General features: G+C 67.7%; 28 protein-coding genes. 7 read left to right on the forward strand and 21 right to left on the reverse strand.

Annotated elements, in window-relative coordinates:
- Positions 1-44: 44 nt before the first annotated feature.
- From ACNS88_RS03680 to purB, 3 genes are all read right to left on the reverse strand, one after another.
- Complete coding sequence (locus tag ACNS88_RS03680; protein ID WP_435094013.1) at positions 45-830, reverse strand: sensor domain-containing protein; 786 nt, start codon at positions 828-830, stop codon at positions 45-47.
- Positions 831-923: 93 nt separating this feature from the next.
- Positions 924-1,262 carry a zinc ribbon domain-containing protein gene (locus ACNS88_RS03685; protein ID WP_435094014.1) on the reverse strand — a complete coding sequence of 113 codons (339 nt, stop codon included), beginning with the start codon at positions 1,260-1,262 and terminating at the stop codon, positions 924-926.
- Between the two features lie 41 nt (positions 1,263-1,303).
- Complete coding sequence (gene purB, locus ACNS88_RS03690; protein WP_435094015.1) at positions 1,304-2,764, reverse strand: adenylosuccinate lyase; 1,461 nt, start codon at positions 2,762-2,764, stop codon at positions 1,304-1,306.
- Between the two features lie 168 nt (positions 2,765-2,932).
- Between purB and purN the strand changes: the two genes are divergently transcribed.
- Positions 2,933-4,537 (forward strand): phosphoribosylglycinamide formyltransferase, encoded by a 1,605-nt coding sequence (purN, locus tag ACNS88_RS03695; protein WP_435094016.1) that lies wholly within the window; start codon positions 2,933-2,935, stop codon positions 4,535-4,537.
- Between the two features lie 26 nt (positions 4,538-4,563).
- On the opposite strand, the gene ACNS88_RS03700 is transcribed toward purN, so the two are convergent.
- The 3 genes from ACNS88_RS03700 to ACNS88_RS03710 all read right to left on the reverse strand — a co-directional run bounded on the left by ACNS88_RS03700 (position 4,564) and on the right by ACNS88_RS03710 (position 8,617).
- Positions 4,564-5,799, reverse strand: a complete 1,236-nt coding sequence (locus tag ACNS88_RS03700; RefSeq protein ID WP_435094017.1) for a digeranylgeranylglycerophospholipid reductase — start codon at positions 5,797-5,799, stop codon at positions 4,564-4,566.
- A 193-nt stretch (positions 5,800-5,992) separates the two neighbouring features.
- A complete protein-coding gene (locus tag ACNS88_RS03705; RefSeq protein WP_435094018.1) occupies positions 5,993-6,856 on the reverse strand; it encodes a 2-oxoacid:ferredoxin oxidoreductase subunit beta in 864 nt (287 codons plus the stop codon).
- Positions 6,857-6,859: 3 nt separating this feature from the next.
- Complete coding sequence (locus ACNS88_RS03710) at positions 6,860-8,617, reverse strand: 2-oxoacid:acceptor oxidoreductase subunit alpha (RefSeq protein WP_435094019.1); 1,758 nt, start codon at positions 8,615-8,617, stop codon at positions 6,860-6,862.
- Between the two features lie 391 nt (positions 8,618-9,008).
- Here ACNS88_RS03710 and ACNS88_RS03715 point away from each other — a divergent pair, with 391 nt between their 5' ends.
- The gene (locus ACNS88_RS03715) at positions 9,009-9,653 is read left to right on the forward strand and encodes an FAD-dependent oxidoreductase (protein ID WP_435094021.1); all 645 of its coding nucleotides are present in this window, start codon (positions 9,009-9,011) and stop codon (positions 9,651-9,653) included.
- Between the two features lie 431 nt (positions 9,654-10,084).
- Here ACNS88_RS03715 and ACNS88_RS03720 read toward each other — a convergent pair whose 3' ends face one another.
- Positions 10,085-11,188, reverse strand: coding sequence for a pyridoxal phosphate-dependent aminotransferase (locus ACNS88_RS03720; protein WP_435094023.1), 1,104 nt, complete (start codon positions 11,186-11,188; stop codon positions 10,085-10,087).
- A gap of 120 nt (positions 11,189-11,308) precedes the next feature.
- Here ACNS88_RS03720 and ACNS88_RS03725 point away from each other — a divergent pair, with 120 nt between their 5' ends.
- Positions 11,309-11,812 (forward strand): metal-dependent hydrolase, encoded by a 504-nt coding sequence (locus tag ACNS88_RS03725; protein ID WP_435094025.1) that lies wholly within the window; start codon positions 11,309-11,311, stop codon positions 11,810-11,812.
- A gap of 27 nt (positions 11,813-11,839) precedes the next feature.
- Here ACNS88_RS03725 and ACNS88_RS03730 read toward each other — a convergent pair whose 3' ends face one another.
- Positions 11,840-12,658, reverse strand: a complete 819-nt coding sequence (locus ACNS88_RS03730) for a PHP-associated domain-containing protein (RefSeq protein ID WP_435094027.1) — start codon at positions 12,656-12,658, stop codon at positions 11,840-11,842.
- 118 nt (positions 12,659-12,776) lie between these two features.
- On the opposite strand from ACNS88_RS03730, the gene ACNS88_RS03735 reads away from it, so the two are divergent.
- The gene (locus ACNS88_RS03735; protein WP_008004411.1) at positions 12,777-13,073 is read left to right on the forward strand and encodes a DUF7565 family protein; all 297 of its coding nucleotides are present in this window, start codon (positions 12,777-12,779) and stop codon (positions 13,071-13,073) included.
- A 15-nt stretch (positions 13,074-13,088) separates the two neighbouring features.
- Here the strand turns inward: ACNS88_RS03735 and rocF are convergent, their stop codons facing one another.
- On the reverse strand, positions 13,089-13,994 hold the full coding sequence (rocF, locus tag ACNS88_RS03740) for an arginase (RefSeq protein ID WP_435094029.1): 906 nt from the start codon (positions 13,992-13,994) through the stop codon (positions 13,089-13,091).
- A gap of 101 nt (positions 13,995-14,095) precedes the next feature.
- Here rocF and ACNS88_RS03745 point away from each other — a divergent pair, with 101 nt between their 5' ends.
- Together ACNS88_RS03745 and ACNS88_RS03750 are read left to right on the forward strand one after the other, a co-directional pair.
- Positions 14,096-14,311: a hypothetical protein gene (locus ACNS88_RS03745; RefSeq protein WP_435094031.1), complete on the forward strand. Its 216-nt coding sequence runs from the start codon at positions 14,096-14,098 to the stop codon at positions 14,309-14,311.
- A 66-nt stretch (positions 14,312-14,377) separates the two neighbouring features.
- Positions 14,378-14,911, forward strand: a complete 534-nt coding sequence (locus ACNS88_RS03750; protein ID WP_435094033.1) for an Rrf2 family transcriptional regulator — start codon at positions 14,378-14,380, stop codon at positions 14,909-14,911.
- Positions 14,912-15,088: 177 nt separating this feature from the next.
- Here the strand turns inward: ACNS88_RS03750 and ACNS88_RS03755 are convergent, their stop codons facing one another.
- From ACNS88_RS03755 to ACNS88_RS03775, 5 genes are all read right to left on the reverse strand, one after another.
- The gene (locus ACNS88_RS03755) at positions 15,089-16,270 is read right to left on the reverse strand and encodes an NAD(P)/FAD-dependent oxidoreductase (RefSeq protein ID WP_435094035.1); all 1,182 of its coding nucleotides are present in this window, start codon (positions 16,268-16,270) and stop codon (positions 15,089-15,091) included.
- An 80-nt stretch (positions 16,271-16,350) separates the two neighbouring features.
- Complete coding sequence (locus ACNS88_RS03760) at positions 16,351-17,178, reverse strand: nucleoside phosphorylase (protein ID WP_435094037.1); 828 nt, start codon at positions 17,176-17,178, stop codon at positions 16,351-16,353.
- A gap of 68 nt (positions 17,179-17,246) precedes the next feature.
- Positions 17,247-17,648 carry a cytidine deaminase gene (gene cdd / locus ACNS88_RS03765; protein WP_435094039.1) on the reverse strand — a complete coding sequence of 134 codons (402 nt, stop codon included), beginning with the start codon at positions 17,646-17,648 and terminating at the stop codon, positions 17,247-17,249.
- Positions 17,649-17,714: 66 nt separating this feature from the next.
- A complete protein-coding gene (locus ACNS88_RS03770) occupies positions 17,715-18,302 on the reverse strand; it encodes a GNAT family N-acetyltransferase (RefSeq protein WP_435094046.1) in 588 nt (195 codons plus the stop codon).
- A gap of 62 nt (positions 18,303-18,364) precedes the next feature.
- Positions 18,365-19,591: a pyridoxal-phosphate dependent enzyme gene (locus ACNS88_RS03775; RefSeq protein ID WP_435094048.1), complete on the reverse strand. Its 1,227-nt coding sequence runs from the start codon at positions 19,589-19,591 to the stop codon at positions 18,365-18,367.
- A 437-nt stretch (positions 19,592-20,028) separates the two neighbouring features.
- Between ACNS88_RS03775 and ACNS88_RS03780 the strand changes: the two genes are divergently transcribed.
- On the forward strand, positions 20,029-21,342 hold the full coding sequence (locus ACNS88_RS03780) for an NAD(P)/FAD-dependent oxidoreductase (protein WP_435094050.1): 1,314 nt from the start codon (positions 20,029-20,031) through the stop codon (positions 21,340-21,342).
- On the opposite strand, the gene ACNS88_RS03785 is transcribed toward ACNS88_RS03780, so the two are convergent.
- From ACNS88_RS03785 to ACNS88_RS03815, 7 genes are all read right to left on the reverse strand, one after another.
- Positions 21,337-21,753, reverse strand: coding sequence for a type II toxin-antitoxin system VapC family toxin (locus ACNS88_RS03785; RefSeq protein WP_435094052.1), 417 nt, complete (start codon positions 21,751-21,753; stop codon positions 21,337-21,339). The genes ACNS88_RS03780 and ACNS88_RS03785 overlap by 6 nt on opposite strands.
- Positions 21,750-22,019, reverse strand: coding sequence for an AbrB/MazE/SpoVT family DNA-binding domain-containing protein (locus ACNS88_RS03790; RefSeq protein ID WP_435094054.1), 270 nt, complete (start codon positions 22,017-22,019; stop codon positions 21,750-21,752). The genes ACNS88_RS03785 and ACNS88_RS03790 overlap by 4 nt, the downstream gene beginning before the upstream one ends.
- Positions 22,020-22,060: 41 nt before the next feature.
- On the reverse strand, positions 22,061-23,239 hold the full coding sequence (locus tag ACNS88_RS03795) for a thiamine pyrophosphate-dependent enzyme (protein WP_435094056.1): 1,179 nt from the start codon (positions 23,237-23,239) through the stop codon (positions 22,061-22,063).
- Positions 23,240-23,298: 59 nt separating this feature from the next.
- Positions 23,299-23,742 (reverse strand): hypothetical protein, encoded by a 444-nt coding sequence (locus ACNS88_RS03800; protein ID WP_435094058.1) that lies wholly within the window; start codon positions 23,740-23,742, stop codon positions 23,299-23,301.
- 67 nt (positions 23,743-23,809) lie between these two features.
- Positions 23,810-24,850 (reverse strand): NAD(P)-dependent alcohol dehydrogenase, encoded by a 1,041-nt coding sequence (locus tag ACNS88_RS03805; protein WP_435094060.1) that lies wholly within the window; start codon positions 24,848-24,850, stop codon positions 23,810-23,812.
- 36 nt (positions 24,851-24,886) lie between these two features.
- Positions 24,887-25,645 (reverse strand): J domain-containing protein, encoded by a 759-nt coding sequence (locus ACNS88_RS03810; protein WP_435094062.1) that lies wholly within the window; start codon positions 25,643-25,645, stop codon positions 24,887-24,889.
- An 80-nt stretch (positions 25,646-25,725) separates the two neighbouring features.
- Positions 25,726-25,983 (reverse strand): MTH865 family protein, encoded by a 258-nt coding sequence (locus ACNS88_RS03815; RefSeq protein ID WP_435094064.1) that lies wholly within the window; start codon positions 25,981-25,983, stop codon positions 25,726-25,728.
- Between the last annotated feature and the right edge of the window lie 17 nt (positions 25,984-26,000).

Genomic DNA, 26,000 nt, shown 5'->3' on the forward strand with positions numbered 1-26,000 from the left:
ATAAGCGCTCCGGGGCGGACGTCGTCGTGAATCCCGGCGGCGGATCAGAAACTGCCGCCGTTCTGGGACGGGTTGTCGTCCGATCCCGGCTCGACGGTGTCAGCCGGAATGAACCCGTCGTCGCTCCTCGCCGGCTCGCGGTCGTCAACCTTCTCCGAATCGTCGACCGCCGCCCCCTCGTCCGTCCGCGGCTCTCCGAGCAGCGCGGTCGCCATCTGCCGGCAGACGTATGCGACGAGGTTCGTGACGTGAAGCCCCACGAGCACCGCGACGATTCCGACCGCGACCGCCAACAGCGCCTCCGGGAGCGTGCCGATCGCCCACGTCACCGGCTCCCCGTTGGACTCGCCGAACTGGGCCACGTAGGGGTACCGCAGCGGAGCGAGGATCAGCGGAACCCCGTTTGCGAGCGCGAACAGGGGAATGAACGCGAGGACGGTGACGAAGAACTTCACGGAGAGGAAGCCGACGCCGCGCCACGTCGACGCCGCGTCGACGTACTTCCTGATGCCTGCAAGCGCGCCGTCAGCGTCGTCGGACACGTCGTCGACGTCGTCGTACCGGCGGAGGTCTGTGCCCAACAACCGGTTGGTGAGCCAGCGCTCGAAGCCGGCGGCAATCCGGGCGCCGAGCAGCGTCGCCAGCAGAATAACGAACCCGACGAGCACCACGGACAACACGACCCCGAACGCGAACCCGAACGAGAACAGCGCCGAGTAGACGAAGCCGAGCGGGATCGCGAGCAAGAGGTACAACAGGTGTCGGTACGTTCTGCCGTCGACGAGGAGGCCGACGACCGGGAGGGATGAGGGTGAACGGATGGAGACCATGCGCGGTCGGTACGAGTTGTCCTGTCGACATAAATCGGTCGCCGTCGGCGGGGCGTCCAGCGGATCCCCGGACCGGGAACAGTATCGACCGCGTCAGCCGATGAAAAAGTCGATCGCGGTTCCGGTCGACTGTCCCTTATAAAGCTCGGAGTAGCCGCAGTCGGCACACGAAACGACGACGAACGTGCGGTTCTGCACGTCGAACAGCTTCGTGAGTCCGGTGCCGCTCGTCGCAATCTCGTCGGTCTCCGTCTCCTCGTGTCCGCACTTCGGGCAGCCGTCGTCGTCTCCGGCCGCCAGCGACTCGGGCCGTTCTCCCGTTCGAGCCGAATCGGAGTCGGCGCGACCGCCGGTTCCCGTGTCGGCCCGCTCGTTGCTCGGTTCGTCGTCGAAGACGGAGTACTCGGTCTGCTGGTCGTTGTCGGAGGGCATCGGTGTCACCTGCTCTCGCGACGAGTAAACCTCTTGTGGCCCTACTCGTCGATCTCGTCGACCAGCTCGTCGGCGACGCCGACGTAGCCGGCCGGCGTCAGCGCCTTCAGCTCCTCGCGGACGCCCTCGTCCACGTCGAGGTCGTCGAAGAGGTCGCGGAAGTCGTCGAGGGTGACGCGTTCTCCCCGGGTCAGATCCTTCACGCGCTCGTAGGCGCCGGTGTCGCCCTCGCGTCGGAGGATCGTCTGCACCGCCTCGCCGATCACCTCGGGCGTCGCCGCCAGCTCCTCGCGCATGACGGTCTCGTTCGGGACGACCGTCGCGAGCCCGTCGCCAGCCTTCGAGTACCCGATCAGGCAGTGTGCGAGCGCGGCGCCGACGTTGCGCTTGACGGTCGAATCGGAGAGGTCGCGCTGGAGCCGCGAGGTCGTCACGTAGTCGGCGAGGAACGCCAGATCCGAGTTCGCCTTCGAGAGGTTCCCCTCGCTGTTCTCGAAGTCGATCGGGTTCACCTTGTGCGGCATGGTCGAGGAGCCGGTCTCGCCCTCGACGGTCCGCTGACCGAGGTAGCGGTCGGAGACGTACAGCCACGCGTCCAGATCCAGATCGAGGAGGACGTTGTTGACGCCTCGCAGCGCGTCGAACAGCGCCGCCAGGTCGTCACAGGGGTTCACCTGCGTCGCGAGCGGCGTGTGTTCGAGGTCGAGCCCGCGCACGAACGACTCGGCGAACGCCCGCCAGTCGACCTCCGGGTAGGCCGCGTCGTGGGCGGCGTAGGTGCCGGAGGCGCCCGCGAGCTTGCCGGAGAGGTCGCCGTTCGCGACGACGACCCGCCCGAGCGCGCGGCCGAGCCGGGAGGCGTACACGGCCATCTCCTTGCCGAACGTCGTCGGCGTCGCGGGCTGGCCGTGGGTGCGCGCCAGCATGGGCGTCTCGCGGTGTTCCTGTGCCAGATCGACGAGCGCGTCCCGGACCTCGCGGATCGCGGGGACGACCACCTCGCTCACGGCCTGCTTGACTAAAAGGCGGTGCGCGAGGTTGTTCGCGTCCTCGCTCGTGAGTCCGAAGTGGATCCACGGGTACAGCGCCTCGCTGTCGGCAATCGCCCCGGAATCATCTAATCCGTCCAGCCGGACCCGCAGGAAGTACTCGACCGCCTTCACGTCGTGGTTGGTCGCGCTGTACCCCTCGGCGCCCTCGATCTCAAGCGCCTTTATCAGGCGGGCGTCCTCGGCGGAAAAGTTCTCGTAGACCGCCCGAAGCGCCGCCTCGGCGTCGTCGTCGAGCGCGATGGGCGTCGCGTCGAGGGCCGCGAGTTCGATCAGGTACTCGGCCTCGACGCGGGTCCGGGCGCGCATGAGCGCGGCCTCGCTCGCGTACGGCGACAGCGGCGCGGTCCGGGAGGCGTATCGCCCGTCGAGCGGGGACACCGCCGCGAGCGGGTCCGAACGCGACAGCCCGGGGATCGGTTCGTCGGCCGGCGTGTCGTCGGCGTCGGTCATGTCCGCGACTGCCGCCGGAGCCAGCAAAAGCGTGTCGATGGGGAGTCGCACGGACGTGGATCCGTTGTGGATCTGTGCCGCCGTCTCGGGCAATATGTGTCCGCAAACGTGGATCATCTTCTGCGACGGACCGCAATCGATATACGCGATCGGTCGGACCTTTTCTGTATGAAGATCGCCGGACTCGCGAGCAACCGGGGACGGAACCTCAGACACATCGCCGACGCCGCGCCGGGGGACGCGGAGCTGTCCGTCGTCCTGACCAACCGCGAACAGGCGCCCGTGCTAGAGGCCGCGACGGAGCGACGAATTCCCACCGAGGTCGTCGAGCGCGGGGAGGGGGAGTCGCGTGAGTCGCACGAGCGACGAATCGTAGACCGACTGGCGGGGTACGACTTCGATCTCGTCTGTCTTGACGGGTACATGCGCGTGCTCACCGACGAGTTCCTCGACGCGGCGCCCGCGACGCTGAACGTCCACCCGTCGCTCCTGCCCGCGTTCCCCGGCATGGACGCCCACGAGCAGGTGCTCGACGCCGGCGTCCGCACCACCGGCTGCACCGTCCACGTCGTCACCGAGGAGGTCGACGCCGGCCCGATCGTCACGCAGGAGCCGGTGCCCGTTTACGAGGGCGACGACGCCGACGCGCTGAAGGACCGCGTGCTTCACGACGCGGAGTTCACGGCGTACCCGCGGGCGGTGCGGTGGTTCGCGGAGGGTCGAGTGACGATCGAGCGCGACGGCGACGGGACTCCCGTGAACGTGACCGTCGACGGCGACACCGGCGGTGACTTTCCCGAGCGTCGGTTCGTCTCGGAAGAGCGCGCCGACACGCTGCGGTACGGCGAGAACCCACATCAAGACGCCGCGCTCTACGTCGACGACGGCTGCGAGGAGGCGAGCGTCGTCGACGCTCCCCAGCTGAACCCCGGTGCGAAGGGGATGGGGTACAACAACTACAACGACGCCGACGGCGCGCTGAACCTCGTCAAGGAGTTCGACGAGCCCGCCGCCGCCGTGATCAAGCACACGAACCCGGCCGGCTGCGCGACGAGCGATACGATCGCGGACGCGTACGACCGGGCGCTCCGTACCGACGCGAAGTCCGCGTTCGGCGGCATCGTCGCCCTGAACCGCGAGTGCGACGCCGACACCGCCGACGCGATCGTCGACTCGTTTAAAGAGGTCGTCGTCGCGCCCGGCTACACCGACAGCGCGCTCGACGTGCTCCGGGAGAAGAAGAACCTCCGCGTGCTCGACGTCGGCCCCCTCGGCGAGGGCGACGAGCGCTTCTCAGAGCGGTTCACCGAGAAGCCGGTCGTCGGCGGGCGGCTCGTCCAGGAGCGCGACCGCCAGTCGCCGGGCGCCGCCGACCTCGACGTGGTCACCGAGCGCGAGCCCACAGACGAGCAGCTGGAGACGATGACGTTCGCGTGGAAGACGCTTAAACACGTGAAATCGAACGGAATCTTATTCGCGACCGGCACGGAGACGGTGGGCGTCGGGATGGGACAGGTGTCCCGCGTCGACGCCGTCACACTCGCGGCGATGAAAGCGGAGAAAGACGCCGACGGGAAATCCGCTGAGGGCGCGGTGATGGCCTCGGACGCCTTCTTCCCCTTCCCGGACGCGATCGAGGAGGCGGCCGAAGCCGGGATCGAGGCCGTGATCCAGCCCGGCGGCTCCGTCAACGACGAGGACGTGATCGCCGCGGCCGACGAACACGACATGGCGATGGCGTTTACGGGCTCGCGCTGTTTCCGCCACGACTGAGCCGGTGTCGTCGGTCGGAGAGGGTCTTACGAACCCAACTGCTCGCGGGCGAACTTCGCCAGTAGCGGGATATCGGAGAGGTGGAGCAGCTTCGCCATCGACGCCTTCTCTCCCTGGTTCGCCTTCTCCAGCGTGTTCTCTTCGGTTTTCCCGAGATCGCGCATAAACCGGTCGTACCGCTCGTTAGGGGCGAGATACAGCAGCCGCGTGAGCATCAACCGCGACTTCATCCGCGGGGCCACGTCGCGATGCCAGAGCCGCTTATAAACGGCGAGGCTCTCCGCGTCGAGCCGACGCTTCGAGTCGGTGAGACACCGGTCGACGGTAGCCGCCGCGGCGCGGGCCGACTTCATGCCCGTATGAATGCCCTCACCCCACAGCGGGTCGATGGAGGGGACCGTATCGCCGATCGCGAGGAAGCGGTCGGTGTGCATCTGGTCGGGCATCTGGATGTGCGCGGAGCCGCGGTGGATCTTCCCGTCGAGCTTCGTCGCCTCCGCGAAGCGAGGATCGCGGTCGACCCACGCGTCGAGGTAGCCGTCGACGGTCTGGCCCTCCTGTGCGAACTCCCGGTGGCGGTCGTTCTGGATGTAACAGATCCCGACCTTCGCGGTGTCCTCGCCGGTAGCGAAGATCCACGAGTAGCCGCCGGGCGCGATGTCGTGGTCGAGCCGGAGCATCATCGCCCGCCGCAGGTCGGCGTACTCCGGGTGGTTCATCTCGACGCCCTCCATCTCGTACTCGATACCGATCGCCTGGTTCTCGCGTTCGAGGTCGACCACGTCGAGCGCGCTCGCTATCGGCGCTGCCGGACCGGTGGCGTCGACGACCACCTCGGCGTACACCTCCTCGTCGCCGTTGTATCGGACGCCCTCGATGACGCCGTCGTCGTCGAGGATCGGCCGGGAAACGCGCGAGTCGAACCGGTACTCGGCGCCGTTCTCGCGGCCGTCCGCCACGAGGAATCGCTTGAACTCGGCGAACTCCAACACCGCGCCGGGCTGGTAGCTCTTGTAGTGGTCGTTGGGCGACTCCAACACCACGTCGTCCGTGTACGACATCACCACGTCGTCGGGAATCCCGAAGGAGGACATCATCGACGGGAACGTCCCGGCGGTCGACTTGTTGCTCTGTCGGGGGAACTCGTCTTCCGGCTCCGTTTCGAGAACGACGACGTCGTAGTCTCGCGTCGCCAGGTCGCGAGCGCACTGGGCGCCCGCCGGTCCGGCACCCGCGACCACGACGTCGTAGCGATCAACCATATACCTGTGAATACGGACCCACGTAATTAGGCTTGCTGAAACCGGTCGCAAACCCGCCGTGAACCGCCTCGCTCGCCGGAATTTGGCGATCCGCTAAGGTCGGAATACCGGGGAGTCGTCGCTCCCAATCGGTGATAAAATCAGTCGGGGGCGAAATGCGGGAAATCGTACCGCTTGCGGTGCCGGCGACGGCTCAGTAGAACTCGCGGACGAGGTCGGTCGCACCCTCGGGCGCGCCGTCCGGGATGACGGACATGTTCTCGTCGACGCCGTGACGCTCGTGGTACGGGACCGACTCGTCGTCCTGGTAGATGATACCCTGATGCTCCGTGTCGGAGTCGAAGATGACGTCTTTGGCGGCGTCTTTGTCGCTGGGGTCGTGGTCCGTCTCCTTCAGATCGACCAGCGAGTCGCGGAAGTAATCGTACGTGTCCACGTCGTTGAACGTGACACAGGGCGAGTAGACGTTCACGAAGCCGAACCCGTCGTGTTCGACCGCCTTCTGGATGATCTCCTGATGACGGAGCGCGTCAGAGGAGAACGACTGCGCGATGAACGTCGCGCCCGACGCCAGCGCCAGCGCGTGCGGGTTGACCGGGGGCTGTTTGGGGCCCTCGGGGCTCGTCGACGTCTCGAAGTCCTCACGGGAGGTGGGCGAGGCCTGCCCCTTCGTCAGCCCGTAGATGCGGTTGTCCATCACGACGTACGTCATGTCGACGTTGCGTCGGACGGCGTGGACGAAGTGGCCCGCGCCGATGGAGTAGCCGTCGCCGTCGCCGCCGGCGACCATCACTTCGATGTCGGGACGCGCCATCTTGACGCCGGTCCCGACCGGGAGCGCGCGTCCGTGAACGCCGTGGAGCGCGTAGCTGTGCATGTACGTGCCGATCTTGCCGGAACAGCCGATGCCGGCGACGACGAAGGTGTTGTCGGGGTCGTTGCCCGTCTCGGCGAGGGCCTTCATCATCCCGTTCATGGTGCCGAAGTCGCCGCATCCCGGGCACCACGTCGGCTGCTTGTCGGACTTGAAGTCGGTGAATCGAATGTCTGAGCTCATTGGTTACGCCTCCACCCCCGCCGCGAGGGTCTCCTTGATGTCGTCTGCGAGTTCGTCCGCCTTGAACCGCACGCCAGTGTACTTGTTTATCCGGTCGACGCGCTCTAACACGTCGTGTTCGACGAGGTCCGCGAACTGTCCCTTCTCGTTGCACTCCACGACGATGACGGTCTCCGCCGCCTCGATGTCCTCGGAGAGGTCCGGACGCGGGAAGATGTACGGGACCGAGAGGACTCGCACGTCGATTCCGTCGTCCGCGAGGAACTCGACCGCCTCGGCGAGCGCGCCCTCGTTCGAACCCCAGGAGATCACGAGCGCGTCGGCGTCCGCGTCGCCGAACTCGCGCGGGCTCCAGTCTTCCCGTTCCCGAGCCGTCTCGACCTTCCGGTTGCGTTTGTCGACCTGCTCGACGCGCATCTCCGTGTCCTCGGTCCGGCGTCCCTGCTCGTCGTGTTCGAGGCCGGTGGACATGTGCGCGCCGTCGGCGGTGCCGGGGAACGCGCGCGGCGAGATCCCGTCGTCTGTGATCTCGTGGGGCTGGAAGCCGCCCGACTCGCTCATGTGGTCGTCGATGTCGGTCTCGTCGACGACGTTGCCGCGGTCGATCTCGACTTCGTCCATGTCGAAGGTCTCCGGGGAGAACGTCTCCTCGGTGACCGCCATCGAGAGGTCGGCGGTGAGGTAGACGGGGAGCTGGTACTTCTCGGCGAGGTTGAACGCCTCGACCGTCTTCCAGAAGCACTCCGCGATCGTCGTCGGCGCGAGGACGAACCGGGGGATCTCGCCGTGGCCGCCGTACAGCATGTGGTTTAAGTCACCCTGCTCCTGTTTCGTCGGCATCCCGGTCGAGGGGCCGGAGCGCATCACGTTACAGATGACCAGCGGCGTCTCCGAGGTCGCGATGAGTCCGAACGTCTCGGTCATCAGGTCGATCCCGGGCCCGGACGTGGCGGTCATCGACCGCGCGCCCCCGCGGGCGGCGCCAAGCGCCATGTTGATCGCGGACAGCTCGTCTTCCGCCTGCACGACGTGGCCGCCGTACTGCTCGATCCGACCCGTGAGGTACGTCATCACGTCGGTCGCGGGCGTGATCGGGTAGCCGGCGTAAAAGCGGCAGCCGGCCGCGATGGCGCCCATCCCGATGGCCTCGTCGCCGTTGAGAAGGACGTAGTCCTCGTCGGTGGTCTCGAGGTCGTAGTCGAACTCGTGGTCGTACTCCTCGTCGACGTACGACTGGCCCGCGCGGGCCGCCTCCTTGTTGTTGTCGACGAGCTTCTGGCCCTTGTCCGCGAAGCGCTTTTCGAGCGCGCTGTCGAGGTTCTCGATGGGGAACTCGGCGACCTCGCAGGCCGCGCCGAGCGCGACGACGTTCCGCATGATCGCTCCGCCCGCCTCCTCGGCGAGCCGCTTGAGGGGAACGTCGATCCCGATCATCTCGTCGGGAATTACCACGTCCTGCATCGTGGTTCGCTCGCCGTCGTAGATGATCACCGACCCCTCGTGGAGCTCGTCGAGGTTCTCCTCGATGGTCCGGGGAGTCAACGCGATGAGCACGTCCAGCCGGTCGACGACGCTCTGTACCTTGTCGACGGAAGTTCGCACCTTGTAGGCGGTGTAGCCGCCTCGGATCCGGGAGGCGAAGTCCTTCGACGTGAACACGTGTCGACCCGCCCGAGAGAGCGCTTGCGCGAAGATCTTCCCGGTCGAGTCGATGCCGTCACCGGCCTCTCCGCCGACGGCCCAGTTGAAGTCCGCAGCCATGCTATACCGGGGCTTTCGCCGGACTCATCAAAAGACTTCTGGAAGGAGCCATGGACATATTTCTGAATATATGTCTTATTTTTCGCGAATGTTGTCACTATATAGCGCCGGATATCGGCTATACAGCCGACTGAGTGGACAAACGTTTATCAGATCTCTCACGATCGACCCATATCGTCGGGCGGTGTTTCGACGGTCGTCGAACCGACGGCGGCCGGAGTAGCGTCGCGGTACGGAGCGAGTGAGCGGGACGGCTCACGCGTCGATCGAGGACACGCTACCGAAGACGCGCGACCGGACACGCGCGACCGAACACGCTCGACCCGGTTTTGGCACGGACGGTACCGACGCCGACGGGAACACGTTTGTGTCTCCCGGCCGGATCCGATGTATGGACACGACAGCGACGGTCAACGCGGTCAAGACGGTCGGTCGCGACACGTACGCCCTCCGGTTCGACGCGCCCGAGGGGTTCGCCGCAGAGCCCGGCCAGTTCGTGAAGCTCGGCACCGATATCGACGGCGAATCGGTCTCCCGTTTTTATACCCTCTCGTCGCCGACCGTCGGCGACAGTTTCGAGGTAACGGTCGGCATCGACCCCGATGAGGGCGGCGACTTCTCCGCGTTCCTCGCCGGCGCCGAGGCGGGTACGGAGATGACGCTCGCCGGCCCGTTCGGCGACCAGCACTACGACGGCGAGCCGCGCGCGGTGGTCATCGCGGGCGGGCCCGGCGTCGGGCCGGCGGTCGCCATCGCGGAACGCGCGCTTGACGACGACGCCGAGGCCGCGGTCGTCTACCGCGACGCCGACGTGTCGCACGCGGACCGGCTCGACGCGTTGACGGAGCGGGGTGCCGCGGTTCACGTACTCGATGCGGACGAGGCGCTCGACGAGGCGGTCGGCGAGGCACTGACAGGGAGCGAGGGCGAGACCGTCTTCGTGTACGGGTTTGCCGATCTGGTGGCCGACGCGCGGGCCGCGATCGAGGCCGCCGGCGGCGACGCCGACGCCGCGAAGGTCGAGAACTTCGGCTAGACGCGGTTCGGGACGCTTCGGTTTATTCTTTATAAATGAGTGGTCGTGGATCGGTTGTAAACACCTCCAAAGTCCCAGCCGCTTACTTATAACTCGTTGGCACCAGACCGACAGCGAACATCTCCAAAGCCCCAGTCGCGAGGACGGCGCACGCTCGCTGCGCTCCTCGCTCAGTCGCTAGCTCCTTCGCTGCGGTGCTTGTGTCGCCTGCGCCGTCCTCGCGACTGCCCCTTTGAGTCCCACCCAACCACAACCGCTCATCACCACGGCCGCAGCCTCACGCCTCCCCAGCCTCGCGGCTCCCTCGCTTCGCTTCGGTCGCCGCGTCCCTCGCACGGTGCGGTTCGCGCCCTGCCGGGCGCTCACCGGCGCGCGCCACCGCGATCGGTTCGTCGATTTCGGGGAGATCGGAGGGCCCAGCCTCCGGGCGCTCAATCGGCAAAGTAATCGGCTAGTCGCGCCGCGGCCTCGGCGGTCCGGGGCGTCACGAGGGCGAACCGGATCCACTCGTCGCGCGCGGTGCCGAACGCCTCGCCCGGCATCCCGGCGACGCCCGCCTCGTCGACCAGCCGCTTCACGTTCGCCATCGTGCCGGGGAAGTCGTCGAAGCGCGCAAGTACGTAGAACGCACCCTCCGGGCGGCTGTACTCGGCCCCGGCCGCGTCGAGCGCGTCGGTGAAGGTGTCGACCCGCTCGGCGAGTAGGTCGCGGGCCTCCGCGTAGTAATCCGTCGGCGTCTCCGCGAGCGCGTGATTGACCGCGTACTGGGAGGGGCGCGCGCCGGTGACGTTCACGAGCATGTGCCGCGTCTTGGCGTCGCCGACGTGCGCCTCGGGGAACACCCCGTATCCCACCCGGAACCCGGTGATCGCCATCGACTTCGAAAAGCCGCTGGTGACGATCACGCGATCGGAGTTCAGCGTCAGCGCCGACTCGAAGTCGCCGGTCAGATCGAAGTGGTCGTACACCTCGTCGACCACGACGAGGGCATCGACCGCCTCGGCGACCGCGACGACCTCGCGAACCGCGTCGAGGTCGTAGACGGCCCCGGTCGGGTTGTTCGGCGTGTTCAAGACGATGAGGGCGGTGTCCGCGCCTGCGGCCTCTCGGATCGCGTCGACATCGAGGCTTCCGTCGCGCTCGGTCGGAACGAGCGTCGACTCCCCGCCGAGCATGTCCACCTTCCCGGGGTAGTACGGGTAGACGGGGTCCATCAACAACGCTTCGTCGCCGGCGTCGCGCTCGAAGGCACGCGCCATCGCGAGGTAGTTCGCCTCGCCGGTCCCGTTCGTGACGACGATCTGGTCGGGGTCGACGTTCCGCCGTCCGGCGATCGCCTCGCGGAGCTCCAGCAGTCCCTCGCTCGGCGGATACTGGAACTTCCCGGAGGGGAGGTCGGCGTACTCGCCGAGCGCCTCCCGGAGGGCGGCCGGCGGCTCCCAGTCGGGGTTCCCGCTCACCATGTCGATGACGTCTCCGTCGGCCGCGGCCGCGTACTGCATCACGTGGAAGAACTTCGGCTCCTCGTACTCCATACCGGTCGCTCGGCGGCGGGCGCCCTGGCTCTTTCGACCGCGGCGACGGGGCGCCGTCGACGGCGCACTCGAGGGGTCCGGATCCGGTGGTTTCACTTACGGCCCCGGCCACCCGGAGGTATGAACAAACGGGGTCACGTTCTCAACGGCTTACTGTTAGCGCTCGGGCTCGGCTTCGTCATCGAGCCCGGGCTCGACGCGGCCACCGCACGGACCGTCGCCGAGATCACCGTCCCGATCGTGTTGGGCGCGCTGTTCCCCGACGTCGACACCGCCTTCGGACGCCACCGGAAAACGCTCCACAGCCTCCCGGTGCTCGGAATTTTCCTCGCGTACCCGATCGTGTTCGGAAATCTCCAGTACGTCTGGATCGGCGTGTTGACTCACTACGTCCTCGACGTGGTCGGGAGCCGCCGCGGCATCGCGCTGTTCCACCCGCTGTCAGACACGGAGTACGGGATGCCAACCGGCGTGACGACGAGCAGCAAGTACGCCGACCTCGTCACCGTCATCATCACGGCGCTGGAGCTCGCGGCCTTCTGGGCGTTCCACACCTACATCGTGAACCTCGATCTCGACGTCTCCGCGGTCGCGTCAGAGGCGGCCGCCGGGCTGGGGATCTGAGGCGTCGGGACCGAGACGAAACTGGATCTAGTCCGGGCGATAATCGGAGAGCGTTCCGGAGTAGACGATCACGTCGTTGAAACGGCCTTCGTAGGCGACGTTGCTCGGGAGCGTCGGCTCGTCGCCCGAGAGGAACTGCCGGTCGAGCTTTTCCCACGTGTTCTCGTACGCGAGGTGAGCGAACTCCACGAGTCCACGGAGCTGATGGCCCGCCCCGCCGCGGTGGACCACGGTTCTCGGGCGCGCCTCGCGGAAGGCGTCGACGACCGCATCGACGCCGTCGAGGTCGCCGTCGAACTCGGTCCACGCCTCGCCGACAGTACCGGGGAGGTGGGCGTACGACGAGCCGAACCCCGGCTGGTCGGTGGCCTCGGCGATCCGGCGCATCCGGGCGTTCTGGTGCGGGAGAAGCTTGGTGTTGTACGTCTCGACCGCTTCGATCCGAGCACCGTGGGCCGCGATCTCCGGGCGAGTGAGCGAGATGGTCGCAAAGCTCGGGTGCGGCGCGAGCACGGCCGCGTCCTGTCGGTCCGCCTCCGCCATCGCCGCCTCGAACGTGATGTAGTCGGGAACGGGCTCGTCTAAGCCGAGCACGAGGATGTGTCGACGGTTTCCCCAGTCACCGGTGAACACCTCGCGGGCGGGAACCACGGTCAGGTCGTCGTCGGAGAACCGACCCGCGCGTTCCCGGATCGTCGGCAGACGAGTGAAATGCGGGGCGTACACGAGCGCGTCGATCCCTCGTTCCTTCGCGAGGGCCACGACGTCGTCGTCGAGCACCTTCACGTGGGCGTCGACGCGCGTTCTCGATCGAGTCACGGACGGCCATTCTTCGCGGTCGAGCAAAGGCGTATCGTTCGACGGCGAGTCGCGCTCGGTCTCACCGGTGTGAGGGTATCAGCTGGACCTCGAAGGGCGGCCGCCGGGGGAAACCGTTAATCCCTCGCGGCAGGGACGAGATGACATGCCCCGTTGGACGTGCGGAATTGACGGCTGCGACGCCGGCTTCGACGACGTGGAGTCGGCCATCGTCCACCAGACGAACGGCCACCAGCGCCACGAGTGTAAGGTGTGCGGGACGATCGTCCCGGACGGCTACTTCGCGATCCGGCACGCGTTCGACGAGCACACCCGCGCCGAGTTCGTGCGCGCGTACGACGCCGACTCCGCGGCGGTCCGCCGCCGCGAGGAGATCAAACGCGAGATCGAGCGCGAAGCGGACCTCCAGCGAGTCGTCGATCAGCTGGACCGGAGTCCGTAAGGGGGACTCCCCGGCTCAGAGCACCCGCTTTCCGAACGCGCTCGCGGCAAGCTCCGTTGCCAGCTCCGCGGTCTCGTTGTGCTGGTCCAGCGTCGGATTCACCTCGACGAGTTCCATCGACCTGACGGAGTCGGTCTCGGCGACGGACTCCATCGCTCTGTGCGCCTCTCGGTAGGTGACGCCCCCGCGAACGGGAGTCCCGACGCCGGGCGCCTCCTTGGGGTCGAGCCAGTCGAGGTCGAGGCTGACGTGGACGCCGTCGACGCCGGCAGACGCCTCGGCCATCGCCTCCTCCGTCACGTCCGTGATCCCGCGGTCGTCGATGTCGGACATCGTGTACGCCGCGAACCCGTGGTCGCGAATCACCTCGACCTCCGCGTCGTCGACGGATCGAAGCCCGACGAGCGCGACGTTGTCCGGATTGAGCCCCGGTGCGGTCGCCCAGTCCGAGTCCGCGAACTCGCCGAGTCCGAGCGCGGCCGCGAGCGGCATCCCGTGGACGTTTCCGGAGGGCGTCGTCGCGGGCGTGTTGAGGTCGGCGTGGGCGTCGAACCACACCGCGCCGATCTCCGCGTCGCGCGCGGAGCCGACGAGCGAGCCGATAGCGATCGAGTGATCCCCGCCGAGCGCGAGCGGCACGTTTCCCTCCGCGAGCGTCTCGCCGACCTCGTCCGCGAGCCGACGAGAGACGTCGGCCGTCTCCCGGAGGAACTTCGCGTCCCCGTCGCGCGGCGCCTCCGCGTCCGGATCGCGTTCCTCGGCACGGGGGACCGCGAGATCTCCCGTGTCGACCGTCTCAACGCCCGCGCCCGCGAGCTGGTCGGCCAGCCCGCCGTAGCGGATCGCTGACGGTCCCATGTCGACGCCGCGTCGGTTCGCCCCGTAGTCGGTCGGCGCGCCGATGATCCTGACAGTGGTCATGGCAGAGACAGCGGCTCGGGGACGCTTGAATGGTGGGAATCATCATCGCGGTCGCGCCGCGATCGCACACGGTTTTCACGGCCGCCTGCCTACGATCGGGTATGAGTGGTTCAGGAGGCGACTTCGCTCCGACCGACATCGAACCGGTCGGCGCCATGATCGCCGTCGCGTTCACCGGCGCCGTGGTCGGACTCCTCGGTGCGGTGGTCGCCCTTTTCGCCGCCGATCTCGGTCTGGCCCTGATCGGCGTCGGCACCGTGGTCGCCCTCTCCAGTCCGATCGCGTACGTCCGGCTCCGTCGGCTCCGAACGTCCTGAGAACCACACGATCGTTTATAAAGAGCTTCCATCGCCTTTAAGCGGGGTCGCAATCTATTCGTGTCTATGTCATCGATCGAACTCACATCGAGTCAGAAAAGCATCCTCACGGCCCTCATTAACCTGTACGGGGAGCAGGAAGACGCCGTCAAAGGTGAGGCGATCGCCGAGGAGGTCGACCGCAATCCTGGCACGATCCGCAACCAGATGCAGAGCCTGAAAGCCCTCCAGTTGGTCGAGGGCGTACCGGGACCGAAAGGCGGCTACAAGCCGACCTCGAACGCGTACGAGGCGCTCGACATCCAGCGCATGGACGAACCCGCCGACGTCCCCATCTTCCACGAGGGCGAGGAGGTCGACGGCGTGAACGTCGACGGGATCGACCTCTCCAGCGTTCACCACCCCGAACTCTGTCGCGCTGAGATCCACGTGCAGGGCTCCGTCCGAGACTTCCACGAGGGTGACTCCGTCACCGTCGGTCCGACGCCGCTCTCGAAGCTCGTCGTCGACGGGACCGTCGACGGCAAAGACGACACCGCGAACATCCTCATCCTCCGTATCGATGACATGCGCGCGCCCGACGAGCCCGCCGAACACTGAACGCTCTCGCTGACGACGTTCTTCTGCGGTCCGCTCCCCGAACCCGCCAGTAGCCAGAGCACGGCCGGTCGGATTGGGTATCCCAACTCGCCGCGACCGATAGCGCCACGCCTCACGGACTCACGAGCCGTCGATCGCCGAAAAAGTCTATCGGGCCGGTTGTCGCCGTCGCCGACGCTACATGTCGCCGAACGCGCTCGCGGCGCGCCCGGCCGAGGAGACCTTCGCGATCCACCGCACAGCAATGGACTTCTTCAGCAGCTTCGCGGGAGTGCCGCCGAACGTCTTGATCGGCATCCCCATCACGTCGTGGGCGACCGCTTCCTCGCCGACCGAGATGACGGTCCCCTTGTCCGTGTGCTCCCACGATTGGAGAGGCGCGCCGCGGGCGGCCCGAGCGAGGTTCTCGCCGGCGACCTCTGCGGCCTGCCAGGCGGCCTGCGCGGTCGGCGGCGCCACGTCGTCGTCGCCCTGCTCGATGAGCGCGGTGTCGCCGATGGCGAAGACGCGGTCGTCGCTGGTGGCGAAGTCGGAGCCGGCGTGGACGCGGTTGGAGCGCTCGTCTTTGTCGACCTCGACGTTCTCTAGTTCCGGCTGGCCCGTGATACCGCCGGTCCAGACCAACACGTCGTGGGTGAGTTCCTCGGGCTCCTCGTCCTCGCCGCCGCCGATGTAGACCGCGTCCTCGTCGGCCTTCGAGATGAAGTCGCCGGTGAGAATCTCTACGTCGGCCTCCTCCAGCCGCTGGCGGAGCGCGCCCTGAAGCTGGGGGTCGTTGCCAGGGAAGACCTCGTCGAGGCCCTCGACGAGTGTGATCTCGATGGGCGCGCGGTGTTTGTCGCGGTACTCCGCGACCTCCCCCGCGGTCTGGATACCGGAGAGCCCGGCGCCGCCGACGATGACCTCAACGGGGTCCGAGCGGGTCGCCTCCGCGGCGGCCGATCGGATGTCCTCGTGGATCGCCTTGGCGTCGTCGAGGCTCTTGAGCTGGTGTGCGTTCTCCTTGAGGCCCTCGATGCCGAAGAAGGCGGTCGTGGACCCGACTCCTAAGAGGAGGTAGTCGTAATCGACGGTCGTCCCGTCGTCGGTCTCGACGACGCGCTCGTCGGTGTCGACGTCGACGACGCGGCCCTGTACGAACTCGGACTCGGGCGATTTGATCTCGTCGACCGGGATAGTGATCTTCTCGGCGACCGCGGGGTTGCGGATCGCGCGGTGGACCTCGTGAAGAACGAGGTGGTAGTCGTGCTCCGAGATCCACGTGAGTTCGGCCTCGCCGTCGCCGACTTCGTCCTCGAACGCCTCCACTGCCCCTGCGCCGGCATAGCCGGAACCGACGACGACGACCTGTGTAGTCATACGTAAATTTCTACAGTCCGAGGATAAAGTCGCTTTGGAACGCCCGCAACACCGCCGGCGGTCAGCAGGCTCTCATCGCCTTACAACGAGAGCCCGGCATGCCAGCGATCGGCGCCCGCGTCCCGCTTGACCTCGTCCATCCGCGCGAGGAGCTTCACGGCGAGACTGGCAGTCTCGGCCGCCCGCGACTCGCCCTCCGTGCGGAACTCGCCGGTGATCCGGTTCGCGTACACCGAGCAGATCGCGCCCGCTCGGAGCCCGTACACGGTCGCGATCGTGAGGATTGCCGACGCCTCCATCTCGATGTTCTTCACGTTCGCATCTTGAAGCTCCGCGACCAGCTCGTCGGAGCCGGCCGCCTCGAACCCCTCGAAGCCGGGGCGGCCCTGTCCGGCGTAGAAGGAGTCGGCGCTCATCGTCACGCCGGTGTGGTAGTCGTATCCGAGCCGCTCCGCGGCGGCGACGAGCGCCGAGACGACCTCGCCGTCGGCGGTCGCCGGGTAGTCCTCGCGGACGTACTCGTCGCTGGTCCCCTCCTGCCGAACCGCGCCGGTCGTGATCACCAGGTCGCCCACGTCCATCTCCGGCTGGATCGCGCCGCAGGAGCCGACCCGAATGAACGTGTCGACGCCGACTCTGGCGAGTTCTTCGACCGCGATGGCGGCCGACGGCGAGCCGATCCCGGTCGATGTCACGGAGATCGGCGCGTCCTCGTAGGTGCCGGTCGCGGTGCGGTACTCGCGGTGGTGCGCGACCTCCTCGTGGCCGTCCCACAGCGCCGTGATCTTGTCCACGCGCTCGGGGTTGCCGGGGAGGAGCGCGGCGTCCGCGACGTCGTCCGCCCCCACTTCGACGTGGTACCCGACCTCGTCGTTGGGATCCTCGCTTCTGTCGCTCTTGCCGGTCATGTCTCCGTTCTTCGGCGAGCGGTTTAAAAGGAGTTCCGTCTCGATCGGTCGGCGGCCGCGTCGCGCCCTCAGTCCGTCCGCGCGTCGTCGAGCGTCCCCTCCGAGATAGTGTTCGGGAGCAGTTCGCCGAGCGTGTACGCGCTGGTCTCGCCGTCGCCCTCGTCGCAGACGACGACGAGGTCGTCGGCCGCGAACTCCGCGAGCGACTGCCGGCACATCCCGCAGGGGGTGACGCCGTCGCGAACGCCCGAGGTGACGGCGATTCGGTCGAACTCGCGGTGACCGTTTTTCACCGCCTCCGCGAGCGCGACCTCCTCGGCGTGGAGGCTGTTGGAGTAGTTGGCGTTCTCGATGTTACAGCCGGTGTACACGGTGCCGTCGGCGGTCCGGAGCGCGGCACCGACGCGGTACTCGGAGTACGGGACGTGCGCGTCGGCGAGCGCGTCGCGCGCGGCCTCGATGAGGTCCATATCGGGGCGTCGGTCGGCGGGGCGTTAAGCGGTCGGATCGCAGTCGACGACGAGCCGAACGCGGTGTCAACGCCCCGTGTCGTACTTGTACGTCGCCGACTCGGGGTCGATCCCGAAGTCCTCCGGCGACTCGGTCGTGTCGTCGCCGGCGTCCGCCAGCTCGGCGGCCTTGAACGCCTCGCGGAACCGGTCGGGCATCTCGAAGTCGTCGGTGGCCAGTTGCAGCCCGACCACGCCGCCGCCGAGGAACTCGCGCTTCTCGTCGAGCCGGTCCGAGAGCGCCTCCGGGAGGTCCTCGGTGTCGACCTCCGCAAAGCCGAACTGCGTCAGGTACTCCGGCTGATCGGTGAGCACGTACACCGTCTCGAACCCGTCTGCGGCCGCGGTGTCGACGAGGCGTTCGACCACGTGTGCCCCGACGCCCCGACCGCGCCACTCGGGGAGCACGCCGATGCCGGTGAGCTCGATCCGGTTGTCTTCTCCCCCGTCGCCGCGGTGGAGCCGGAGCCGACCGAATCCCGCCCGGTCGCCCGACTCTTCGTCGACCGCGATCACGTAGTCCCGTGACCGGAAGGCGACGTCGTCGAGCCCCAGTTGCTCGATCGCGTCCAGTAACCACGCCTCGTCACGGTTTTTAGCGTCGCGGACGTACATGAATACACCTACGCGTGCCGACGTAAAAACGGTTCCCCGCGGGCGCCGACGTCGACTGCTATTTAAATACCCTGTCCCATCAGGTGGCTGCGCAGCACGTCCGGCGTCTTGAGCCCGGCGTCGCTGTTGACCAGGACGACCGTCTCGTCGCCGTCGAAGAAGCCCGCCTCTTTGAGCGCCCACGCGCCGGCCGGAGCGGCGCCGCCGGTGGCGCCCATCTCCATCACCTCGTTCTGTGCGACCGCGACCGCGCTCGCGAGGATGTCCTCGTCTTCGACGCCGACCGCCGTCCCGTCGCTCTCGCGGACCGCCTCGACCGCGGCGGCGCCGCCCGCGGGGTCGGCGATCTCAAGCTCCCCGCAGATCGTGTCCGGCGTCGACCACGGCTCCGGCTCGTCGAGGTCGCGTTCGATCGCGGCCGCGATCGGCGCACAGCCCGCAGCCTGCGCGACGACGACCTTCGGGACGGCGTCGATCGCGCCGATCCGCTCCAGTTCCGCGAACCCCTTATAAATCCCGGCGACGACCTCGCCGGAGCCCGTGGGCACGACGACGACGTCGGGCGCCGCGTCGAGGTCGGCGACCAGTTCGAACGCGAGCGTCTTCACCCCGTCGTGGCGGTACGGCGTCGCGAACTCGGCGAGGTCGGTGTACGCCGTCTCCAGCTGCTCGTCGACCGCGTCGGCGGCGTCCGGGAACCGTCCGCCTACCACGCGCATGTCGCCGCCGTGGACGTTCGTCATCGCCTTGTTCGAGAACGCGCAGCGCGAGGGGACGAAGGAGTACGAGCGCAGGTCGGCCCGGCCCGCGTACGCCGCCATCGACTGCCCGGCGTTACCCGGACTCGCGCACGCGAGCGGCTCCACGTCCTGCCCCGCAGCCGCCCGCGCCGCGACCCCAGTGAGCGCGACCGAGAGGCCGCGGTCGAGGACGGTTCCGGTCGGATTTCGCCCCTCGTCTTTCACGTACACCGCGTCGACGTCGAGTTCGTCGGCGAGCCGTTCCGTCGGGACGAGAGGCGTGGCGCCCTCTCCGGCCGAGATCGCGTCGTCAGCGGGGAACGGGAGCAGCGCGTCGAAGCGCCAGTGGCCGCGTCCCGTCCCGGCCGGGCCGTCCTGCGGAGCGCCCAAGAGCGTCTCCGGGTCGACCGCGTCGTAGTCGTAGGCGGGGTCGAGCCCCCGCGCCTGCTCGTCGGCCGGCACGGTCGTCGGGTCGGCCGTCTCGTGAACGCGACCCGACGCGCGACTCTCCAGCCCGCGGAACGCCGTCGTCGTCTCCGTCAGCTCCATACAGACTCTTGCGGCGGCGGCGACTAATCGCTTCCCTCTCGCCGGTGGAACGGTATCGAATTGACACCCCAGTCGTGCAGTGGCGCGTGCCTGCGAGGCCGCTTCGCGGCCGAGCAGCACCGCGCGAGGGAGTCGCTGGCGGCTCCCGCCGCCAGCGACGAGGTTGGGGAGGTGTGAGGCTGCGGGGCGGTGCGGTCGGGTGGGACTCAAAGGGGCAGCCGTGAGGAGCGCGGAGGCGACGCTAGCACCGCGGGGAGCGAACGGAGTGGGCGACCGAGGAGCGCAGCGAGCGTGCGCGCTCCTCACGGCTGGGGCTTTGTGGGTGTTCACCGTCGATCCGTCGGCAATTGCTTATAAATGGTCGACTGAGGTTTTGGAGGTGTCCACCCTCGCTCCGCCGTCAACGACTTATAAACCCGCGACCCGAAAACGCACGTATGAGTAAAGACGTCACCGTCGTCGGCGGCGGGCTCGCGGGGCTCGTCGCGGCGACCCGACTCGCCGAGGCGGGCGCAGACGTGACGCTGTACGAGCGACGCCCCGCGGTCGGCGGGCGCGTGCGGACCGAGACCGTCGACGGGTTCACCCTCGACCGCGGCTTTCAGGTACTGTTCACCAGCTACCCGACGGTCGCTGACGAACTCGACGCCGACACCCTCGACATCCGCCGATTCGCGCCCGGCGCGACGATCTGCCGGCCGGGATCGCGATCGACCCTCTCCGACCCGCTGCGGGACCCCCGTGGCGCGATCCCCTCGCTGTTGAACGACGAGGTCTCCTTCTCGGACAAGCTCCGGACGCTCGCGCTCCGGTACGACCTCGCGAAGCGGGACGAAGAGGACTTCTTCAGCGGTCCGGACAGATCCATCCGCGAGTACCTCCACAGGTGGGGGTTCGCCGACGACTACGTCGAGAACTTCGTCGAGCCCTTCTACGGCGGGATCACCCTCGACCGGAGCCTCTCGACCTCGAAGCAGGTGTTCGAGTACACGTTCCGCGCGATGGGCCGCGGCGCGATCGGCGTCCCGGCCGAGGGAATACACGCGATTCCCGAGGCGCTCGCCGCCCGTGCCCGCGGGGCCGGCGTAACGATCGAGACGGGCGAGGACGTGGAGTCGATCCGAACCGCGGGCCAGGGTCGGATCCCGTTCCGGACCGGAAAGGCGAACGACGACGGCGCGACCGTCGAACTCGCGGACGGCTCGACGCACGAGACCGACGCCGTCGTCGTCGCGACGACCCCGCCGGAGGCCCGGCGCCTCACCGGAGTCAAGTCGGTCCCCACCGAGGGCGTCCCGAACGTGACCGGCTGGTACACGCTCCCCGCCGGCGAATCGTTCGAGACGGGCAAACGGATCCTGCTGAACGCCGCCGAGGAATCGCCGAACGCGGTAATCCCGATGTCGGAGGTCGCGCCCGAGTACGCCCCGGACGACCGCGCGCTGCTCGCGGCGACGTTCCTCGGAGAGGACTCCCTCGAACGCCCCGCCGCCGACCTACGCAACGATGTCCGCGACGCGCTGGCGGCGTGGTACCCAGACCGCGACTTCGCCGGACTAGAAACGCTCGACGTCCACCGGATCCGGTTCGCGCAGTTCGCCCAGCCGCCGGGGATCCACGCCGACCTCCCGGCCCCGGACGACCCCGAGGGGCCGGTCGTCCTCGCGGGCGACTACACCGAGTGGTCGTCGATCCAGGGCGCCTTAGAGAGCGGACAGGAGGCTGCCGCGGCGGCGGACGAGTATTTATAAAACAACGGTCTCGATCTCGTCAAGATCCTCGAAGCCGGGATCGCCCGAATAGAGCGTGTCACAGTCGTCGTGGGCAACAGCGCTCGCGAGATGAATCGCGTCGGCGTAAGAGAGTTCCCGCTCTCCTGGCTCGTAGTATTTAAACCGAAGCTCTGCGGCGTACTCGGCGATCTCATCGACTAGTGGAACGCTTTCGATGTGTTCGTAGTCGCGAATCACACCGATGATCTCACGTGCGCCCTCGTCGTCTTCGACGACACGGACTCGGTACGAGACTTCCGTTAGAACTGTCGGTGCGACGATCCCTCCGCAGTCAGGCGAATTGGCGCGCTTGATTGCGGCCTCTGCCTGATCGTCTTTGTCGCCGCTGAAGACGTACTCGAGCCAGATCCACGAATCGAGAAAAATCACTCACCGTCCCCATCGTACGCGGATTCCCACGCATCCTTCGACTCGTGCCGCATTCGATCGACATCAATATCACGTCCCGCGAGCCGCTCTTTTATGTCACGTAGTCGGTCCATTGGTGGCCGCTTCGGGCGAACACTGATCGTCCCGTCCCCTTCGAGAACGAATTCGACTTCGGTGCCCGCGTTGATATCGAGCGCGTCTCGAATCCGTTTCGGAATCGTCACCTGTCCCTTACTCGTTACCGTTGCGTCTTCTGAAACACTCATTCTTACACAACATCCACTCTCCTTACTTACAAATTTGTTTCTTACTTTTCCCGCAGAAACGCCCCCTCACCGTGCTCGTCGACAGCCGCGAGCAGCTCGTCGCGCTGGCGGCGGATCTCCGGCGGTAAGTCGGCGTACGCGTCGTCGAACATGTCGCTCGGGTCGGCCTCGACCGACTCCGCGGCGTCGATCGCGTCGGCGACGACCGCGTCGGCCTCGTCGTGGATCGCCGCGACGCCCTCGTCGTCGATTCGCCCGGTCTCCCGGAGGAACGTCTCCATCCGGTCGATCGGGTCGAGCGCGTGCCACGGGGCCACGTCGTCGGGGTCGCGGTAGGCGGTCGGGTCGTCGGCGGTCGTGTGCGCGCCGAATCGGTACTCGACGAACTCGACGAGGACCGGGCGGGGGCTGCCGCCGTCCGAGTCCTCTCTGGTCCCCCGAGCCCGCTCGGCCGCCTCTCGCGTGACCGCGTAGCTCGCGAGCGGGTCCATCCCGTCAACGCGGATACCGTCGAAGCCGTAGGCGGTCGCCTTCTGCGCGAAGGAGTCGCTCGCGGTCTGGCGCGACTCGGGGATCGAGATCGCCCAGCCGTTGTTGTGACAACAGAAGAGCGTCGGCGTGTCGAAGACGCCCGCGAAGTTCATCGCCTCGTGGAAGTCGCCCTCGCTGGTCGCGCCGTCGCCGAAGTGGACGGCGACGACTCGGTCCTCGTCGCGGTAGTCGAACGCCCACGACGCCCCGACCGCGTGCGGGAGATGTGCCGCGATCCCGATGTTCAGCGGGAAGACGTTGCCGTCGGCGATCGCCTCGGTTCCCGACTCGTGGCCCATCCAGTACGGGAGGTACTCCGAGAGGAGATCGCGGACCACGACCGCGCCGTGTTCGCGGTACTGGTAGCTGATCAGGTCCCGGTCCGCGAGCGCGTGGGTCGACCCGACCGCCGATCCCTCCTGTCCGGCACAGGGCGCGTACGTCCCGATCCGCCCTTGCCGCTGGAGGCTCACCGCGCGCTCGTCGAACCGGCGCGTGGTCACCAGATCGCGGTAGATGGCGCGGAACCGCTCGTCCGACAGGTCCGGGACCGTCGCGTCCGGTAGAGGGGTGCCGTCGGGCCCGAGCACGCGATAGCAGTCCTCCTCGGCGAGGGGATCGGTCGCAGAACTGGGGGAGCCGGCGGGCGAATCGGAGGAGCCGGGGGTGTCGGCGCCGTTCTCATCCATACCGCCTGTGTGTTCCACAATCACAAGGAGGTAGCGGTCGCGGCGGCGTCCGACCGCTCTCAGAGCCGGCGCCGAGCGAAGGTGATCGGGAGGCCGACGAGGACGCCCGCAACGGAGACCGCGCCGAACACGACCCCGACGAGCAGCTGCACGGGGCCAGCCGCGAGCATCTCCGGCCCCCAGACGAACGCGAACCGGACTGTCCAGAGGGCGCCGGTAACCAGTGCGGTGAGGAGTCCGAACGCGGCCCCGCGGAGATACGTGACGGTCCCCCGTCGTTCGACGAGCAACCACCAGCTGCCCGCGCCGGCGACGAGCGCCGGCGTCGCGAGAAGCAGCATCGCGAACGCGGCCGGAAGCCCGATCACCTCCGCGAAGAGTCCGAGCATATCCGAGAGCAAAAACGCGGTGAGGACGGCACAGCCGAACGCGTAACCGCCGGCGAGAAGCGCCCACTGCTGCGGCGACAAGAGCCCCGACTCGGCGAGGAGGGAGTCATCCATATGCGGAGATCGGTAACGCAAGGGAAAGACCTTCCCGTGGATGAAACGCCGATTTGAGTCTCCCGACTCAGGGCGTGATCACGGCCCGCCCGTCGATCTCGCCGTGTTCGAGCTTCTCCGCGACCGCGTTGATCTCGCCGAGGTCGTACCGGCTGGTGTGGAGATCCACGTCGCCCTGCTCGACGAGCGCGACGAGCTCCTGCAGCTCCGCGTACCGGCCGACGATGTTGCCGACGAACGAGAACTCGCCGTTCACCAGCGCCTGCGCGGGCTCGTGGATGTGGCCGCCGTAGCCGATGATGTGGTGGTCGCCGCCGGCGGCGGTGATATCGGGCGCGTACCCGGTGGTGACGTCCTCGCCGACGAAGTCGAGCACCTGTGTGGCCCCCGTCCCGTCAGTGATCCCGTCGATCTCCTCGCGGACGTCCGCCTCGCCCGGGTTAACCAGATGATCGGCGCCGTACCCCTCGGCGAGGTCGAGCGCGGACTCTTTTAAATCGACCGCGGTGATCCGGGCCGAACTCATCGCGTCGAGACACTGCAGGCCGATGTGGCCCAGCCCGCCGACGCCGATGACGACCGCGTGGTCGCCGGGGTTGAGCTCGCCGACCGCCTTCTTGGCCGCGTGGTACGCCGTGATGCCGGCGTCGGCGTGAGGCGCGATGTCGATCGGCTCGACGCCGGACGGCAGCGGGATCACCGAGCGCTCGCTGGTGTGGAGGTACTCGGCGAAGCCGCCGTCGGTGGTGAGCCCGTTGAACGCGTCGTTCTCGCAGTACATCGTCTCGCCGAGCCGACAGGGGCGGCAGGTCCCGCAGGTCTGGACCGGGTGACAGATCACGGGGTCGCCCTCGGAGACGAGGTCGACGTCCGCGCCCGTCTCGACGACGGTTCCCGCGTTCTCGTGACCGAGCGTCATCGGGAGCTCCTGGGGGACGTACTGCTCCCACATTCCCTCGATGATGTGGTTGTCCGTCTGGCACCATCCCGCGCCCTCTACCTCGACGATCACGTCGCTCGCTCCCGTCGCGTGCGGTCGGTCGACATCGTCGATCGCGAGCCCCTCGCTCATGTCGTCGGTGTACTCGTGGAGTCTGGCTGCTTGCATGTGCGATCACATATCACGGGGGCGGAAAATAAACGTTCACCGCGAAGCGGGCTCACGAACGCCGCGGTCCCCCTCGCCGACGTGGTTGCGCGCGGTCGCGTACGCGTCTCGGACCCGCCGGAACGACTCCTCGTCGCCGCCCTGATCGGGATGGGTCTCCTTGACGCGCTCGCGGTAGGCGCGTTTCACCTCGTCGGCGTCCGCGTCGGTCGCCAGGTCGAGTTCGTCGAAGGCGGCCGCCACGGGCCGGTGGCCACCCACGCCGGCGGCCCGCCCGACCCCGTTAGCGGTGCGACCGGCGCCGCCGACGCGACGGCCGGCTCGTCCGGTCTGGCTGCCGGTCGCCCAGTCGGGTTCGGCCACGTCGAAGGGAAGCCGACGGCCGAGCCCGCGGCCGGGCATCTCGTGTTCACAGAGGACGGTGTAGACACCCTCTCCCTCTAGCCTGAAGTAGTCGTGCGCGTCGAACGTGATCGCGACCTCGCGCTCCGGGAGGTAAAAGGGAACGGCCACGTCGTCGAGCGCGTGGTCCTCGTCGAACCCCTCGCCGATCGCGCGTAGGTATTCGCGGATCTCCCGGCGTCGTCGCTCGTCGCTCGGGGTTCCGGAGGTGCCACTGGCGGCGGTGCCAGCGGAACCGGCCCCGTCTCGTCCTCCGGGGCCGTCGCTCGGGACCGGGCCCACGTAGCGGTCTCCGAGGTAGAACGCGAGCGCGACGAGCCCGGACGCGACGATGCCGAGCGCGAGCCCTAACGCGACCCACGGCGGCAGGAGACGGATGAGCTCGACGACCACGCCACCCGTTGTGGCTCCGAGCGTATCAACCTCTCGGCGGGCTCAGCAGGCGGTATAAAAAGCGACCTCGTACCGGAGCGTCAGATCATCTCCTTCGCTTCGAGCCCGTCCATGAGGTCGTCGACGAGGGCTTCGGGCGTGTCGTAGGGGAACTCCTGTTCGTTGCCGAGCTTCGCGGCCAGCTCCATCGCGGTGAGGCTCACGTCGCCGGCCTCGAACTTCGTGCCCGGCCCGTTCGGGAGGGCGGGGACGAGGTCCATCTGGTTCTCGACCGGGAAGTCGGCGCCGCCGAAGGCTTCTAAGAACTGTTCGCGGAGTTCCGCTTTCACGTCTGTCATACACTCACTTCCCGGGA

This window comes from Halorubrum shenae (genome assembly GCF_051194165.1).
Taxonomy (GTDB): domain Archaea; phylum Halobacteriota; class Halobacteria; order Halobacteriales; family Haloferacaceae; genus Halorubrum.